Raw genomic sequence first — 16654 nt, 5'->3', positions numbered from 1 at the left:
GTTCAGGGCGGTGTCAGCCGGTGATGATCGCCGGGTCGGTCACACCCGCGGCACCTGTCTCGACGTGCCCAGCGAAGCGGCGAAGGAACGAGGTCGACGTGTCCGAGACCACCGACACGTCGTACCAACGGTTGCTGCTCTGAAGGTCGATCGTGCGCTGCACGGTCTCGCCGGGCCGCACGGTGACGGTCGTCGGCTGGCCCCCGTAGGCGCTGGTGACGGTGAGGTGGGTGTCGCCGGAGCCGGAGTTCGTGAACGTCAGGTCCAGGTTCCCGGTGGCCGCGTTGTGCCGGGCGGTGGCCTCGGGGCCGGCCTGCTTGCCCGGGTTGCGGAAGGCGCGCAGGAATCCGTTCGGGCCGTACACGGTCAGGTCCGTCAGGCCCTTCGAGTACTTGGTGTTCCAGGTGTCGGCGATGGAGCGGCCCGCCTCGGCGGTGTAGGTCCACGGGCCGTCGGTGCGGTTCGCCGCCGTGACGAGGAACTGCGCTCCGGCCTGCGGGCCGCCGCTGAAGGCGAGGGCGAACGTGGCGGCGCCCGCGTTCGCCGAACCGTCCACGTACGGCGCGTACTTGAGCGGGCGGGTCGGCTTCGCGCCCGGCTCCTGCTTCGGCATCGTGCCGACGGCCGGGACGGTCGGCACGAAGTCGGGGTGCCGGGCCTTGTCCGACGGGTAGTACGCGGCGGTGGGCGGCAGCGCGGCCGGGGTGCCCGTGCGCGTGAAGTCGAACGCCGCGGTCAGGTCGCCGCAGACCGCCCGCCGCCACGGCGAGATGTTGGGCTCGTGGACCCCGAAGCGGGCCTCCATGAACCGAATCACCGAGGTGTGGTCGAACGTCTCGGAGCAGGTGAAGCCGCCGGTGCTCCACGGCGAGACGACGAGCATCGGGACACGCGGGCCGAGGCCGTAAGGCCCGGCGACGTAGCCCGTCTTCCCGGGGAAGTAGTCGAGCGAGGTCGCGGCCGTCGACAGCCCCTGCGCGGCGGAGCCCGGGGCGTACGGCGGCACGACGTGGTCGAAGAAACCGTCGTTCTCGTCGTACGTGATGAACAGCGCGGTCCGGGCCCACACATCGGGGTTGGACGTCAGCGCGTCCAGCACCTGTGCGATGTACCAGGCGCCGTAGTTCGCGGGCCAGTTCGGGTGTTCGGAGAACGCCTCGGGCGCGGCGATCCACGAGACCTGCGGCAGCCGCCCGGCCTGGACATCGGCCCTGAGGATGTCGAAGAAGCCCTGGCCCGCCTTGGCGTTGGTGCCGGTGCGCGCCTTGTCGTACAGCGGGCTGCCGGGCTGGGCGTTGCGGTAGCTGTTGAAGTACAGGACCGAGTTGTCGCCGTAGTTGCCGCGGTACGCGTCGTTGATCCAGCCCCACGACCCGGCGGCGTCGAGGCCGTCGCCGATGTCCTGGTAGATCTTCCAGGAGACGCCCGCCTGCTCCAGGCGCTCGGGGTAGGTCGTCCAGCCGTAGCCGGCCTCGGCGTTGTTCAGGACGGGGCCGCCGCCGGTGCCGTCGTTGCCGGTGTGACCCGTCCACATGTAGTAGCGGTTCGGGTCGGTGGCGCCGATGAACGAGCAGTGGTAGGCGTCGCAGATGGTGAACGCGTCGGCGAGGGCGTAGTGGAACGGGATGTCGTCGCGGGTCAGGTACGCCATGGTCGTGGCGCCCTTCGCCGGCACCCACTGGTCGTACTTGCCGTTGTTGAACGCCTTGTGGCCGCCCGCCCAGTCGTGGTTGAGGCCCTGGAGGAACTCCATGCCGAGGTCGTCGCTCTGCGGCCGGAACGGCAGCACGACCTTCTTGTTGCCGTCCGTCTGGTTCCACACGGACTTGCCGCTCGGCAGCGTCACGGGACGCGGGTCGCCGAAGCCCCGGACACCCTTCATGGCGCCGAAGTAGTGGTCGAACGAGCGGTTCTCCTGCATCAGCACGACGATGTGCTCGATGTCCTGGAGGGTCCCGGTGGTGCCTGCGGCGGGGATGGACGCCGCGCGGGCGATACTGCCCGACAGCGCGGTGAAGGCGGCGGTACCGCCGACGAGCTGAATGAAGCGGCGACGATTGAGATCCATGTGAGGGTTCCTCGGCGAGGGGGACGGCAAGGTGTGCGGCCCAAGCGAAGCGACAGGCGCCGAAGCCGCGGTTGCGTCTCTGTGAAGGCCGCCCGTACGGGACACGAACGATCCGGACCCGTACCGTTTCGTTGTGCGCGGGTCTCGGGCTGCGCGGGATGAACCGGTTCCTCCGGGAACGCGGAATTCCCCGGGACGACACTCGGGCGCGCACATCCGTTCATCGCGGGCCAATAGCTTCTCGGCGCCCGGTGAGGGCGCGTGCGTGGGCGTTCAGGTCCCTGGCACGCCGAGGGTTCGAGGAGAACCGCGGTGAGATTCACTTGGAAGACCGCGACGGTGCTGGCCCTGTCGGGCGGGATCGTGGCGGGGGTGGGCGTCGCGGCGAACACCGCGCTGGCCGACCACGGCAAGCGTCAGCCGGACGTGCGCAACGTCATCTACCTGCTCGGCGACGGCATGGGGCGCACCCACGTCACCGCCGCTCGCGAGCGCTACTACGGCGCCGACGGCAAGCTCGCCATGGAGAAGATGCCGTACACCGGCGCGGTCTCGACCTACGCGGTCGAGAAGGGCACCAACACCCCGGCCCTGGTCACCGACTCGGCCAGCTCCGCCACGGCGTGGTCGTCCGGCGTGAAGACCTACAACGCGGCCCTCGGCATCGACACCAACGAGAAGCGCGTCGCCACCCTCATGGAGCAGGCCCACCAGGCCGGCTTCGCGACCGGCAACGTCTCCACCGCCGAGATCACCGACGCCACGCCGGCCGCCCAGTTCAGCCACGCGCTGCTGCGCGGCTGCCAGGGCCCGGTGTACAGCGACGCGTCGTGCCTGCCGAAGAAGGCGGACGGCAGCTACGAGGCGCAGCCCGCCGACCGCACGCTCGTCACCCCGATCGCCGAGCAGATCGCCCGCAACAACACCGCCGACGTCATCTTCGGCGGCGGCCTGTCCCGCTTCGAGCCGGACGACCAGAAGGCGATGCAGGCCAGCGGCTACCAGGTGCTCGGCAGCTTCGGCGACCCCGCCCTGCCGACCCAGACCGCCGCGAGCCAGAAGGTCGCCACCAAGGCCGACCTGGACGCCGTCAAGAGCGGCCGCGTCATCGGCCTGTTCAACCGCGGCAACCTGACCGTCGAGCAGGCCAAGGCCGGGCTGCCCGCCAACGCCCCCGAGAAGGCCGAGCCCACGCTTGCGGACATGACCCGCAAGTCGATCGAGCTGCTCAACCAGAAGGGCGGCAAGGGCAAGGACCACAAGGGCTTCCTCCTCCAGGTCGAGGGCGCCCAGATCGACAAGCGCTCGCACGCCAACGACGCCGCGCAGACGCTCGCCGAGGTCAAGGCGTTCGACGACGCCGTCGCCGCGGCCCTCGACTTCGCGCAGCGCGACCAGCACACGCTGGTCATCGTCACGGCCGACCACGAGTGCGCCGGCTTCAACATCATCGAAAAGGGCAGCTTCACCAACGCCGAGGCCGCCGCGCCGCCCACCAACGTGGACCCGGGCAACGCCGCGAACAACAGCTCCCCGTCGCGCCAGGCCGCGCCGAACGTCAAGGACCCGGCGCGCTCCAGCGGCATCGTGAACGGCGCGGGCAGCAAGGACGCGAAGAACTTCGGCCCGGCGACCTTCCGCACGCCGAACGACCCGCAGGGCGTCACCGACGGCAGCCCCGAGGCGAGCCTGTGGCTGACCTACCTGTCCGGCAACCACACCGGCGCCGACGTGCCGATCTTCGCGTTCGGCCCGACGAGCGACCGCTACGCGGCCAGCCAGGACAACACCTCGCTGTACACCAAGATGCACCAGGCGCTGCTCGGCAAGAACCGCGACTGACGCGGCTGAGCACCACCGCGCACCGCACGTCGGTGCGCTCGACCGGGCGGGGGCCTCTGTCGCCCCCGCCCGGCCCCTTCACTTCCACCCGACCGGTCCCGCCCCGAGGAGCGCCATGCGCCCGCGCCGCTTCGCCCGTCTCCCGCTCGTCCTCGCCGCGTTCGTGACGGCCTGCGCGCTCGCCGGATGCTCGTCCTCGGACGACGACAAGCCCGCCGCGGCCGCGCCGCCCGCCGTCGCCATGCCCGCCGCCCGCACCGCGGTCGGACCGGCGCAGCAGCTCACCCCGCCGGCGCAGCCGGGCGAAGTCCGCATCGAGCCGGGCCCGTTCACCGACCGCCTGCAGATCACCGGCCTGCGGTTGACCGACCAGCCGGGCATCACCGGCCACTTGCGCATCGGCTCGGACGTGAGCGACACGCTCGCCCTCGAAGTGCACGCCGCGTTCTACGACGCCGACGGCCGCCTGGTCGGGACGGGCACGTTCCAGTACCAGGAAGAGGAAGAGGTCGGCCCGGCGACGAAGCAGGACAACGCCCACTCCCCGCGCGCGGCCGGTGACGGCATCGACTTCACGGTGACCGCGTCGCAGCTCTCGAACAAGCCCGCCAGCGCGGTCATTTCGGTTCCGGTGCTGGTGAACGAGTAGCGGCACCGCCTCCAGAGCGAGGAACCGCCCCCGGATACGCCGCCGCCCCAGACCTGTTCGAGGCCTGGGGCGGCCGCACGCTACGCGCCCGCTACCTCGTCGCGGCCGGGCGGCGGTGCCGGATCTCGGCGGCGTTAGCCGAGTGGTGTCCGGTGCAACGACACCAGCAGGCGCCAGATGTGATGGGTGATCAGGCCCGGCGAGGCGTCGATGTCGCCGTGGAGCCAGTCGGCGAGCACGCCCGCGAACGTCGCGGCGACCGCTGAGGCGATCAGGTCGGGTTCGGGGGCGCCTGCCAGACGGCGTTCGGCGCTGCTGCGAGCCCGCAGGTCGCGGTGCAGGACGGCCCCGAGCGGGCCGCCGCCGCCCGGGAGCAGCAGCGCGCGGTACAGCTCGGCGTGGGGTGCGAGCCCGGCGACGAACTCGGTGAACGCGGGCGGTGGTACGGCGGGGTCGGGGACGCCGCGCCACGCGTGCAGCGCGTCGACGGCGGCGCGGACCACGTCGGCGCAGGCGTCCACGGCCAGCGCGTCGACATCGCTGTAGTGCAGGTAGAACGTCGCCCGCCCGACGCCCGCGCGCCGGACGACGGCGGTGACGCTGACCTCGGTGAGCGGAGCCTCCGCGCATTCGTCGAGCAGCGCGCGGCGCAGCCGTTCGCGGGTGCGGGCGGCCCGCGGGTCGGAAGCGGGCGTGGTCACCGCGCCGCCAGGACGGCCGCGAGGGCGAGTGCGCCGGGCAGCGCCTGGGCGAACAGGATGCGGCGGTTGGCCGTGGCCGCGCCGTAGACGCCGGCGACCACCACGCAGACCAGGAAGAACACACGGGCGCTGAATCCGGTCGGGTCGTCGGCGATCAGCCCCCACACCAGCCCGGCGGCCAGGAACCCGTTGTACAGGCCCTGGTTGGCGGCCAGCGGCGCTGTGGCCTTGGCCATCTCCGCGTCGAACCCCGACAGTTCGCGCCCGGGGCGACGCTCCCACAGGAACATCTCCAGCACGAGGAAGTACGCGTGCAGAGCGGCCACCAGGCCGACCAACACGCCTGCGGTGATCTCCACTGAGGACTCCAAGGGTGCGGCGACTTCCTAGACTACTGTCCAGTATATATAGACAGATGTCTGGGAAGTCCAGCGAACGGGTGAATGCCTCCGCCCCCGGCGCGCGCATCACCGGGGTCGCGCGGCGGCCGACGCATCATGGTGATCACGACCGAGCGGTGCCGACGCACACCCGGAGGGCCCACCAATGCCCAACGACAGCAACCGGTTTCTGGAGCAGCTGCAAGCGCAGCTGACCGCTGACGACGCGGCGGACTGGAGGGCGGGGAGCACCACCGTCTCGATCCTGACCGACGAACAACGCGGCAGACTCCTCCTGCCCTCGCGGGAGGTGAACGGGCCAGGCGCGGACGAGCGCGGCCTGCGGTCACCCGAGGACGCGACGGCCCCGGAGCCCCCGCCGGCGTTGGACTTGCGCAACGTCCACGGCCGGTCGTTCATCTCGTCGGTCAAGGACCAGCAAGGATGCCCGTCGGCCTCCGCCTTCGCCCTCGCGGGGGCACTCGAGGGCTCCGTCCGCGTGTTGACCGACATCGCCGTCAACGACCGCGGCGGGGCCGCCCTGCACGACCTCTCGGCCGCGCAGCTCTTCTACTGCTGCGGGTCGCAGTGCTCCGGCCCCGTGGCCTCCCTGTACGGCATGATGGAATACGCACGGAAAGAGGGCGTCGCGCCCGAACCGTGCTTCCCGTACACCCCCGGCGACCACCCGTGCCGGATCTGCCCCACCTGGCAGGCCCAGCTCACCCAACCCACCCTCTTCATCTGGTTGCTCGACCCGGTGAAGATGAAGGCCTGGCTGTCGGCGCGGGGTCCGTTGATCAGCTACATGAACGTCTACACCGACTTCTTGCACTACAAGAGCGGCATCTACCGCCACGTGTCCGGCGCGCTTGAGGGGTACCAGCCCGTCTGCATCGTCGGGTACGACGACAGCCGACGCGCCTGGGTGTGCAAGAACAGCTGGGGCACGGGCTGGGGCGAGCACGGGTACTTCTGGATCGCCTACGGCCAGTGCGCGATCGACTACGAGACCATCGTCCCCCTGGACTTCAGCCGGATCTACCCGCTGTACGACGACTTCTACATGCGCGGATCGCTCGACGACGTCGGCGAGTTCCCGGAACGGCGCGAGACGCGCGGATCCTCGCCCGACATCATCCCGGTCGGCGCCTTCCCGCTGTCCGACCCCCAGCTCACGCTCAGCGGCTCCTGGCGGCTGGACCTCGGCAAAGCGCTCCTCGCCGACCAGCAGAACTACATCTACGTCCGCGCCAAGAACTTCAAGAACGCGCCGAACAGCGGCCAGACGTACCTCTATTACGCGCCCGCATCCCTCATCCCCTGGCCGGAGTTGTGGTCGCGCAACGCACTCGCCACCCAGACCGGAGCACGGCAGGTCGACCTCAAGGCCGACACCCTGGGGCAGGTCGCCGTCGGCGCGGACCCGTTCACCTGGACACCCGAACACCCGCCGGCCCACGACCCGTTCTCCCTGATCGCCAGGACCACGACCGTCGGGCACCCCAATCCGGTGCCGGGACGGTTCTCCAACATGGACGACTGGGTCGACTTCCTCCACCGCGAACCGGGCTTCGGGTGGCGGGCCGTCAGCGTCATCACCCACGACACGCCGACCTCCCAGTACGACGTGCGGCTCTCCGTCCCCGAGGCCTGCCGGATGGCCGTCACGTTGTCGGCGCACAACATCCCACCAGGCTGCGCCATGCAGTTCACCTGCGGCACCGCAGGCCCCCGCCCCCTGCTGAACCTCAACAAGACCACCATCAAGTCCGCGTCCATGGTCGCGGGCGTGATCTCTGACATCCCGGCCGGCTTCGACTCCGCGATCACCGTGTCGTTCTGGAAAAGCGGCGTCCCGATCCCACCCGACGCGAGCCTGACCCTGAAGGCGGTCTACATCCCGTCCCCCGAAAGCCCCCACGCCCCCAAGGCCCAAACCCTCCCCCTCCCCGGCGAAAACCCCGAACGAGGCGTGCTGGTCGGCGAGTTCAGAACCCTGATCGAGGCAGGCTAGAAGCCCACGGGCCTGATGTCGGGGGCGGGTCAGGGTGTGGAGGCGCTGCGGACGAGGTCGTGGATGGCTTCGCTCATCGTCACCTCGTCGACGTCGCCGAGCGGTACCGGGTTTTGCGGTGTGCGGGCGGGGGAGCGGCCGGCCCACAGGGCGGTGATCTTCTGGTCCTCGCCTTCGCCGTACATGTAGTGGCCGAGGCCCGGGCTCAGGCTCGCCACGACGTGCAGGCCCGCGGGGTCGCGCCGGGCGAGCCAGCCGCCGGCGAACTCGCCGCGCGCGTCCACGGATTCCCACCGTCCCTGCGAGTGGCCCTTCGCCTTGCCGTACGGAAGGACGAGACCCTCCACCCGGGCGAGGCTGCGCGCACTTCGCTCGTCGTCCGTCAGCCGGTAGACGGGGCGTCCGAGCTGCGCGAACGGCTGCAGGATCTCGTAGTCGGCGAACAGGTCGACCCAGGCGCCGAGGTCGTCGCCCAGCAGCAGCGGGTGGGCGATGCCGATGCGGGCGTCCGGCGCGGGTGTGAACGTGTCGTCGTTGAGGTCGGCGTAGGTGCGGTCCTCGGCGACGCGGAACGCGGTGCCGTCGCCGGTGGTCCACACCAACCGGCGGACGATGTGCCCGAGCAGCGGATGGTCGACGAACAGCGCGCGGAAGTCGCCCGGAGTCCAGCTCCGCCGGGCGGTCATGGCTTTCTCCAGGCGCTTGACCTCCTGGTCGGTGATCGTCCGCAGGTCCTTCCGCAGGCCGGAGAACAGCGCGTGCGCGGCCGGGGCGAGCGTCGGGTCGTCCTTCGGGCCGGGTTTGGGGGCGCTCTTGCGGACCTTGCCGTTCGCCTCCACGACCAGCGGGGCGAGCTGCTCGTCGAAGGTCATGGTGAACTGCCGTGGGCCGTAGTCCAGGACGAGGGTGCCCTCGGGGCCCAGGCCGAAGTCGGGGACGGCGCGGTCGGCGAGGTCGTCCGGCGTGATCCTGCGCGCGGCGGCGATCTCGCCGATCTTCTGCTCCGCCTTGGCCTTCAGCCCCTTGTACTTGCCGCGGCGGGTCAGCTCGAACAGGTGGGTGAGGGCGACGTCGGAGCCGATCCCGGCCAGCACGTCCAGCGCCGCGACGGCCCGGCTGCTGCCCCCGTCGCCCGGCCACTGCCTGATCAGCGGAGCGAGCCGCCGCACCGTCGTGTCGTCGCCGATCAGCCCGAGCTGCGCCAGCGCCCAGTTGTGCTTGGACGGCGCCCCGAGCGCGTACCAGCGCTGGAACACCGCCCAGGAGAACTCCGCGAGCGAATGCCGGTCGCACAGGCCGCGGACGTACGCGGCCTCTGGCGCCTTCCTCGCGAGCAGCCCCAGCAGGTACTTCGTCGCATCGACGGGAAGCGCCCGGTCACGGCCGGGGGCCAGGATCCGCGGGAGCGCGGCCGGGTCGGCCCAGTCCGTCTTCGCGCCGCGGGCCGGCTTGCCGACGAGTGCGGCCGGCAGGTCGTCCCACTCGCGGACGCCCGGGAGCGGCGACAGCTCCTCGACGGCCCCCGGCGGCAGCTCCTTCGCCAGTTCGGGCTCCGCGTGCAGCAACCCCCGCACCAGACCTGCCGCTTGCAGGCCCCGGACCGTCTCCTCGCGGACGAAGGGCCCCAACGACCGGACCGCCTCCACCGGGTACCGCCTGGCCGCCTCCTGCAGGGCCTCCGGCACCCCCTTGGTCCCGAGGTGGCCGAGCAGGACCGGGAAGAGTCCCTCGTCCGCGATCTCCAGCAACGCCTTCAGCACGAGCGGGCGTGCTTCGTCGATGTCGTGGTGGCCGTGGTCGAGGGCGTGCTCGAGCAGCGGGAGGGCGTCCGCCCCCAGCCCGTCGAGCAGTGTCGCAAGTACGGCCGGTGACACCCGGATCCAGCCGATCCGGCGGACGTGGGCGGCGGTGGACAGTGAGCACAGTACGTGCTCGTGCCCGAGGACCGCCTGGGACGGGTCGTCGAGGGACTCGTCCATCCAGCCGACCTCGGTCGGGACGAGATAGGACGCCGTGCAGCGCCGTGCAGGGTCACCGCGGTGCGCCGCCAGACGCGCGACGGCATCGCCGTACTCGTCGTCGGAAGCCGCCGCCAGCAGCGCGCGAAGCCGCTTCACCACGGCGTCCTCGGCGATCCACCGGCCGACGCCGAAGTGCTCCTGCGAGGTCACGCGCCGGATCTCGCCGCGCCATCCCTTCGGTCCGTTCCCGGACAGGTAGGCGACGAGGCGGACAACTCCGTCGGAGTCGGGCGTCACCGGCTTCGGCTCCGGACCGAGCGCGACGGAGGACACCTCGGTGAGCGCGCACGCGGCGAACGCCACACCGTGGTCCAGGACCCAGGCGTCCACGAAAGCTGCGCCGTCGACACCGCCTAGATACTTGACCGCGACAGCGGCGAGGACCGCGGCGCCCACCGGGTCCGCCTCGCCCGCCAGCCGGGCGCGCACGGCTTTCCCGAGTTCCGCGTCGGTGTGCTCATGGTCCGCCATCTCCGCGGCGATCGGCCGCGCCGCGCGCTCCCACTCGCGCGCCCGCAGCGCGGCCCTCCCGTCCGGGACGACCTCCGGACCGGCGACGCCGCCACGTCGGGGATGAACGTGCTTGCGCCACTCGACCGGAATGCTCACCGTCTCGATCACGACACCGGAACCTAACGGCCCCCGCCGACACCCTCGCCCGGGCGCACGGGCTTGCGGCCTACCGGTCCGGCCCGATCGACCTCGACTCCCCGCAAGATCGAACTCGATCCTGGATCTGCCAAACTCCTGGCTGGTTCTCCTCTCGGGAAGCCACTGGTCTCGTCCACGTCGCACGTGGCGTTCCGTGTCCGTCGCGGTGCTACGTCGCGCCCCGCCTGTCGAATGGTTCTTTGGGTGAACGGCTATCTGATGCGCCGCATTGCGGCGGTTCTTGCGATACCCGTGCTGGCTCTCACCGGGTGCACGTCAGGTTCAAAGGGCGGAGGTGCTGAGCGACGAGACCCCGCGGTGGTCGGCGGGACCCCGGAGCTGCGCGCGTTCTACGAACAACGACTCGACTGGCATCCTTGCGCCGACGACGCGGGCACCGAGAACGATGACTTCCGGTGCACGACGCTGCGCGTACCACTGGACTACGCGAACCCGACCGGCCGCACAATCGACCTCGCCATGGCCATGCTGCCGGCCTCGGAGAAGGACGAACGCATCGGTGCGCTGGTCACCAACCCCGGCGGCCCGGGAGCGTCCGGTGTCCAGTGGCTCTTCGGCGCCGCGGACAGCTTCGCCGGCACGCTGCACGCTCGGTTCGACGTCGTCGCGTTCGATCCACGCGGGGTGGGCGCCAGCAGTCCGGTGCGCTGCCTGGACGACGCGGCGCGCGACGCGCGCAATACCGCCGACGGACCGGCCGCCGACAGCGACCGCGCCGCCTACAAGGACCGGCTCGACCGCGAGTTCGCCGCCGGGTGCCGGCAGAAGTCCGGCGACCTGCTGCCTTTCATCGGCACCCGCGACACCGCCCGCGACATGGACGTCCTGCGCGGCGCTCTGGGGCAGGCGAAGCTCGACTACCTCGGCCTCTCCTACGGCACCTACCTGGGAACCCGCTACTTGGAGCAGTTCCCCGACCGCGCCGGACGCATCGTGCTGGACGGTGCGGTCGACCCGGCGCAGGACCGCCTCAGTGCGTCCGTCGAGCAGGCCGTCGGCTTCGACATAGCGCTGTCCCAGTTCGCCAAGGACTGCACCCACTACGCCGACTGCCCGCTCGGCACCGACCCGGACAAGGCGCCGGCGGCCGCTGCCGACTTCCTCGACGGACTGCGGGACGCCCCGCTGCCCACCCACACCCCCGGCCGACAGCTCACGGCCAACCTGGGGTGGAGCGGCACCATCGGCATGCTCTACGGCGACGCCACCACCTGGCAGCCGCTGCGCGACGCCTTCACCGCCGCCATACGCGACCACGACGGCACCGACCTACTCTCCTTCGCCGACCAGTTCAACGGACGTGCCGAAGACGGCCGTTACGACAACTCCGCGGATGCCTTCGAGGCCATCAGCTGCGCTGATTCACCGGGTGACACCCCGTCCGCGGAGCGCGTGCAGCAGGCCTTGGAGGAGCTCGGTGAAGAAGCACCCCTGTACTCCCGCGGTACCACCGCGGCCGAACTGGCCCGTCAGGACTGCGCCTTGTGGGCGAGCAGGGCGAACGAGCCGCTCCATCCGGTCAAAGCACCGCCCGGTAGCCCGGTCCTGGTCATCGGGAACGTCGGGGACCCGGCCACCCCGCTCGCCGCGGCCAAGCGCTTGGCGGAGCAACTCGGCAACGCGGTACGGATATCCCTGCTCAGAGGCGGCCACACCGCGTTCGGAAGCGGCAGTTCGTGCATCGACAGGGCGGTCGCCACGTATCTGATACACGGGACGGTATCGGCCGAACTGGTTCAGAAGGGCTGCGTCTGACGCGGCATTCAGCCGGTGTGCAGGACCCGGAAGCGGTCGGGATCGGTCGGATCCCGGTCGACGACCTGGACGGGTGGCCATGCCCACTGCCACACGCCGATGCCCGGTGTTCGGGAGAACCGGATCCGCCCGCGGGTGCCCTCGAGGTCGACATGCGGCCAGGCCGCGGCGATGCGAGCTCGGTCCGTGCCGTGCGAACGCAGCACGTCGGCAAGCACGGTGACCGTGTCGTAGCCCTCGAACGCGACGAAGGACGGGGCTTCGCCGAGCTGCACGTGCAACTCCCGCTCGACGCGGGCGCCGAGCGCGCCGTACTGCTCGGACAGGTAGCGCAGGAACGGGACCCCTGTGCCGTCCTTGCCCAGCAGGGTCGCCCATTCGCTGAACTCGGGCTGCCCGGCCGGGGCGCCGATCGTCACGTCGGCCAGGCGTGGATCGCTTCGCACGGACGTGACGATCGGGACGGCCGGCTCCGGGACGCCGGTCAGGAGCAGCACGACCGTCGCGCGCTGCTCGGCGAGTTCGTCGCAGACGTCCGCGGGGCCGAGCACGCTCGCGTCGAGTTCGAGCAGACTGCCGCCGTGTGCGGCCAGGTGGTCGCGGAGGATGCGGGTCCCGGACGCCCAGTAGACACTCGGCTGGCTCACCACGGCGATCCGCCGGTGGCCGGCGCGAAGGAGGAAGTCCGCGTAGACGCGCCAGCCGTGGGACTGCGCCGGGGCCAGGCGTGCGATCCGGTCCGTGGGTTCCTCGGTGAGCGCGTCGAGGACCGCCGACGAGCACAGGAACGGCACGGCGAGGGCGTCGGCTCGGGCAGCGACGGCTCGGGCCACGACGCTGTGGTACTCGCCGGCCAGCGCGGCCACGCCGAGCCCCGCGAGTTCGTCCACGACCGCCTCGGCTTTCGCCGGGTCGGCGGCGGTGTCCCGGACCAGCAGTTCGAGGGGCCTTCCGCCGATCCCGCCCGCGTCGTTGACCTCGCGAACCGCGAACTCCAGCCCGGCCAGCAGATGCCGCCCCGCCTCGACCCAGCCCGGCCGCGTCAGCGGAACAAGCGCGCCGATCCGCACCGGGGATCCGTCGGGCGGTCGGGCTCCCACGGCCTGCGACATGTTCATGTCCGGCAGCCTAGTCACGCCGCACCCCGCGCCTGTGAGTGCGAAGACCCCGTCGCCCCCGGCCGCGAAGGGCCCGGTCGTCAGGCGCCGACTACCGGGCCGTTGCGGTGACCGACCTGAGCGCGTCCATTGACTCCCGCATCACTTGGGCCAGTTCGCGTTCCTCGGGCGCCGTGACCCAGAGCTCGAAGCCGATCTTGAAGACGGCGATTCCCGCTTCGGCGGCCAGGCCGGCGGTGGGCTCTGCGACGCCGCGGGCGTGCAGGGTTTCGGCGAGCGCGGCCGCCATCGAGGCGAGTTTGATCAGCTCGCGCTCCTGGAGTTCGGGGTTGGCGGCGATGACGGCCTGCCGCCGCCGCGACTGGGCGTGCCGTCCGACGAACACCTCGCCGACCGCGTCCAGCCCGGCCGCGACGGCCTCGATCGGCGCGGTCTCCGGCCGGGCCTCGGCGACCGCCGTCACCAGGGCGTCCCGCAGCGCGCCTGCCCCGTCGAACAGGACCTCGCGCTTGTCGGCGTAGTGCCGGAAGAAGGTCCGCTCGGTCACGCCGGCGCGGCGGGCGATCTCCGCCACGGTGGTCTGCTCGTAGCCGTGCTCGCCGTAGAGCTCCAACGCCGCCTCGGCCAGGCGCCCACGCGCCCCCGGCGCCCATCTACCCATGCCCGGATCCTACGTGATGACAGTGGCTGACATCGACTGCTACGTTGATGACAGTCACTGACATCAATGGTCTGGGGGACCTCCCATGCGCATCTTCGTGACCGGCGCTTCCGGCTGGATCGGCTCCGCGCTCGTGCCCGAGCTCCTCGCCGTCGGCCATCAGGTCGTCGGCCTCGCCCGCTCCGACGCGTCCGCCGCCGCGCTCACCGCCGCCGGCACCGACGTGGTCCGCGGCACCGTCGACGACCTCGACGTCCTGGCGAGCGCCGCGGCCGCCTCCGACGGAGTGGTCCACCTCGCGTTCAACCACGACATCGCGTTCACCGGCGACTTCGAAGGCGCCGCCGAGGCCGACCGCCGCGCGGTCGACGCGCTCGGCGCCGCGCTCGCCGGCACCGGCCGCCCGCTCGTCATCGCCTCCGGCGCTCTCGGCCTCACGCCCGGACGTGTCGGCACCGAGCGCGACATGCCGGCTGACGACGGGTCGCCGGTCTCGACCCGGCAGGCCACCGCCCGCGCCGCGATCGCACTCGCCGCGCGGGACGTACGGTCGTGCGTGCTGCGTCTGCCTCCGACCTGCCACGGCGAGGGGGACAACGGCTTCATGACGGCCCTGGTCGCCGTCGCCCGGTCCACCGGCGTCTCCGGCTACGTCGGCGACGGCGCCAACCGCTGGCCGGCGTCACACCGCCTCGACGCCGCGCGGCTGTTCCGCCTGGCCGTCGAGCACGCCCCGGCGGGGTCGGTACTGCACGGGGTCGCCGAGGAGGGCGTCCCGATGCGCGACGTGGCCGAGGTGATCGGCCGTCACCTCGACATGCCGGTGGCCTCAGTGGCCCCCGACGCTGCGGCCGCCCACTTCGGCTGGCTCGGCGGCCTCGTCGGCCTCGACGGCCCGGCGTCGAGCACCCTGACCCGCGAACTCCTGGACTGGCGGCCGATGCACCCCGGGCTCCTCGAAGACCTCGACAAGGGGCACTACTTCAGCCAGTGACCCCTGGACGAGCCATGCACGATCCGAGAGAGACGCGCTAGGCGTCGAGCGCGATCAGACGGACCGCGGTGAGAGTGCCGTCGGCGACTTCCGCGGTCATGTACGTGTGCCGGGGCTGGCGTCGGCGGTCGGTCGGCGAGCCGGGGTTGAGCAGCCGCAGGCCGCCGGGGGCGGTGCTGTCCCAGGGGATGTGGCTGTGCCCGAACACGAGGAGATCGGTGTCCGGGAACCGCGCGGCGCAGCGCCGTTCGCGCCCGGCGGACGGGCCGGTCTCGTGGACGACGGCCAACCGCAGGCCGTCGACGTCCGCGCGAGCGACCTCGGGCAACCGGGCGCGCAGTTCCGGACCGTCGTTGTTCCCGTAGACGGCGACGAGACGGCGGGCCCGCGACAGCAGCAGGTCGAGCGTGGCCTCGTCCACCCAGTCCCCGGCGTGCACCACCACGTCGGCGGCCTCGATCGCTTCCAGCAGCGCCCCGGGAAGCGCACGCGCACGGCTCGGTACGTGCGTGTCCGTGGTCAGAAGCAGCCGCGTCGCGCGTGCCCGGGCGGGCTCGTCGTGTCGTCCCATCGCCCCATTCTCGCGGCCCCCGGCCGACCGCGCGGCGTGCGGGACGGGGCGCCGTCAGCCCGCGCGCGTTGGTTCATCGACTCGCGCGAGGCGGCTCGGCGTCGACACGCGCGCCCGCTGCGATCTCGGTGCGCAGGGCCTTGAGGGCGCTCAGGTCGGCAGCCGTCTACACGGTTCAGCCTCGTCAGCTGCCTGCCGCCGACTGGGTGGACGCGCGCGTCCGCAGCACCCACGCGTGAGGGCGAACAGTGTCGGCCGGGGTGCGTTCGGCGAGGATGTCGGCGAGCAGGTCGGCGCAGGCGCGTCCGTAGTCGGCGGGCATGAGGTCGACCGCGGTGATCGGCGGGCTGCTGTCGCGGGTGGTGGCTCCGTCGACGCAGGCGGCGACCAGGAGGTCCCGGCCGGGCGTGCGGCCGAGGTCGGCGGCGGCGTGCAGGGCGCCGGGTGCGGAGCCGTCCGGCCCGCAGATCACGGCGTCGACGGCAGGTTCGGCGCCGATCAGCTCGCGTATCGCCTGGGCGGCTTCGGCGGGGGTGGCCGCGAACGGCACGGGGCGTACGGCCACAGGGGTGCGGTGGGCCCGGCCCCAGTCGACGGCGGCCGTCCTGAGGGCGTGTGCCCAGACGGATTCACCGGCGGGGGCCAGCAGCGCCGGGTGGCGGGCGCCGCGTTCGGCCAGGTGGTCGAGCAGTGCCGTGAGGGACGCCGCGTTGTCGCAGACCACGGCGCCGGTCGGCGCGACGGACGGACCGGGGTACCGCTCGCCGGTGACGACGGGGACGCCGGATCCGAGTATCTGGGGGACGGCGTCGTCGGCGGGGTCGGGGTCGATGACCAGGAGACCGTCGACGCGGGAGGCGAGCGGCCCGTGGGCGCCGGGGGACCCGGCGAGCAGGACCACGTCGAAGCCGTCTTCTTGGGCGCGGCCGACGGCTCCGAACGCGAGGTTCATGTAGTAGTCGAGCCGGGTCGCGGTGCGCGGGAGGTAGAGGCCCATCGCCCCCGTGCTGGCGCGGCGCAGGCGGCGGGCGGCGCTGTTGGGGCGGTATCCGAGCGCGTCCGCGGTCGCGCGGACCCGGTTCCGGGTGGCCTCGGCGACGCGCCCGGAGCCCTGGAGGGCGTCCGAGGCGGTGCTCCGGGAGACTCCGGCGGCGCGGGCCACGTCGAGCAGGGTCACGATGCGGGCGGTCACAGCCACGGATTCT

At 71.9% G+C, this 16654-nt stretch carries 13 protein-coding genes; 5 read left to right on the top strand and 8 right to left on the bottom strand.

The genetic code is table 11. From position 1 onward, the window contains the following. Positions 1 to 13: 13 nt before the first annotated feature. On the bottom strand, positions 14 to 2068 hold the full coding sequence (locus QI554_RS19990) for a phosphocholine-specific phospholipase C (protein WP_281471498.1): 2055 nt from the start codon (positions 2066 to 2068) through the stop codon (positions 14 to 16). Between the two features lie 312 nt (positions 2069 to 2380). Between QI554_RS19990 and QI554_RS19985 the strand changes: the two genes are divergently transcribed. Further along, complete coding sequence (locus tag QI554_RS19985; RefSeq protein WP_281471497.1) at positions 2381 to 3910, top strand: alkaline phosphatase; 1530 nt, start codon at positions 2381 to 2383, stop codon at positions 3908 to 3910. 115 nt (positions 3911 to 4025) lie between these two features. Further along, positions 4026 to 4559 carry a hypothetical protein gene (locus tag QI554_RS19980; RefSeq protein ID WP_281471496.1) on the top strand — a complete coding sequence of 178 codons (534 nt, stop codon included), beginning with the start codon at positions 4026 to 4028 and terminating at the stop codon, positions 4557 to 4559. A gap of 134 nt (positions 4560 to 4693) precedes the next feature. On the opposite strand, the gene QI554_RS19975 is transcribed toward QI554_RS19980, so the two are convergent. Then, on the bottom strand, positions 4694 to 5260 hold the full coding sequence (locus tag QI554_RS19975) for a TetR/AcrR family transcriptional regulator (protein ID WP_281471495.1): 567 nt from the start codon (positions 5258 to 5260) through the stop codon (positions 4694 to 4696). Further along, on the bottom strand, positions 5257 to 5619 hold the full coding sequence (locus QI554_RS19970) for a DUF1304 domain-containing protein (protein WP_281471494.1): 363 nt from the start codon (positions 5617 to 5619) through the stop codon (positions 5257 to 5259). The genes QI554_RS19975 and QI554_RS19970 overlap by 4 nt, the downstream gene beginning before the upstream one ends. A gap of 187 nt (positions 5620 to 5806) precedes the next feature. Here QI554_RS19970 and QI554_RS19965 point away from each other — a divergent pair, with 187 nt between their 5' ends. Next, positions 5807 to 7657, top strand: a complete 1851-nt coding sequence (locus QI554_RS19965; RefSeq protein ID WP_281471493.1) for a C1 family peptidase — start codon at positions 5807 to 5809, stop codon at positions 7655 to 7657. A 29-nt stretch (positions 7658 to 7686) separates the two neighbouring features. On the opposite strand, the gene QI554_RS19960 is transcribed toward QI554_RS19965, so the two are convergent. Then, positions 7687 to 10299: a DUF4132 domain-containing protein gene (locus QI554_RS19960; RefSeq protein WP_281471492.1), complete on the bottom strand. Its 2613-nt coding sequence runs from the start codon at positions 10297 to 10299 to the stop codon at positions 7687 to 7689. Between the two features lie 348 nt (positions 10300 to 10647). Here QI554_RS19960 and QI554_RS19955 point away from each other — a divergent pair, with 348 nt between their 5' ends. Then, the gene (locus QI554_RS19955; RefSeq protein WP_281471491.1) at positions 10648 to 12105 is read left to right on the top strand and encodes an alpha/beta hydrolase; all 1458 of its coding nucleotides are present in this window, start codon (positions 10648 to 10650) and stop codon (positions 12103 to 12105) included. Between the two features lie 8 nt (positions 12106 to 12113). Here the strand turns inward: QI554_RS19955 and QI554_RS19950 are convergent, their stop codons facing one another. Continuing rightward, a complete protein-coding gene (locus QI554_RS19950; protein WP_281471490.1) occupies positions 12114 to 13223 on the bottom strand; it encodes an ABC transporter substrate-binding protein in 1110 nt (369 codons plus the stop codon). A 91-nt stretch (positions 13224 to 13314) separates the two neighbouring features. Then, a complete protein-coding gene (locus tag QI554_RS19945) occupies positions 13315 to 13884 on the bottom strand; it encodes a TetR/AcrR family transcriptional regulator (protein ID WP_281471489.1) in 570 nt (189 codons plus the stop codon). 85 nt (positions 13885 to 13969) lie between these two features. Here QI554_RS19945 and QI554_RS19940 point away from each other — a divergent pair, with 85 nt between their 5' ends. Then, a complete protein-coding gene (locus QI554_RS19940) occupies positions 13970 to 14878 on the top strand; it encodes an SDR family oxidoreductase (protein ID WP_281471488.1) in 909 nt (302 codons plus the stop codon). Positions 14879 to 14915: 37 nt separating this feature from the next. Here QI554_RS19940 and QI554_RS19935 read toward each other — a convergent pair whose 3' ends face one another. Beyond that, a complete protein-coding gene (locus QI554_RS19935) occupies positions 14916 to 15449 on the bottom strand; it encodes a metallophosphoesterase family protein (RefSeq protein WP_281471487.1) in 534 nt (177 codons plus the stop codon). Positions 15450 to 15633: 184 nt separating this feature from the next. Next, on the bottom strand, positions 15634 to 16641 hold the full coding sequence (locus tag QI554_RS19930) for a LacI family DNA-binding transcriptional regulator (RefSeq protein WP_281471486.1): 1008 nt from the start codon (positions 16639 to 16641) through the stop codon (positions 15634 to 15636). Between the last annotated feature and the right edge of the window lie 13 nt (positions 16642 to 16654).

Origin of the sequence: Yinghuangia seranimata, assembly GCF_029953285.1 — a bacterium.
GTDB lineage: Bacteria > Actinomycetota > Actinomycetes > Streptomycetales > Streptomycetaceae > Yinghuangia > Yinghuangia seranimata.
Note: the sequence above shows the minus strand (reverse complement) of the source record. Positions and strands in the feature narration are given on the sequence as shown.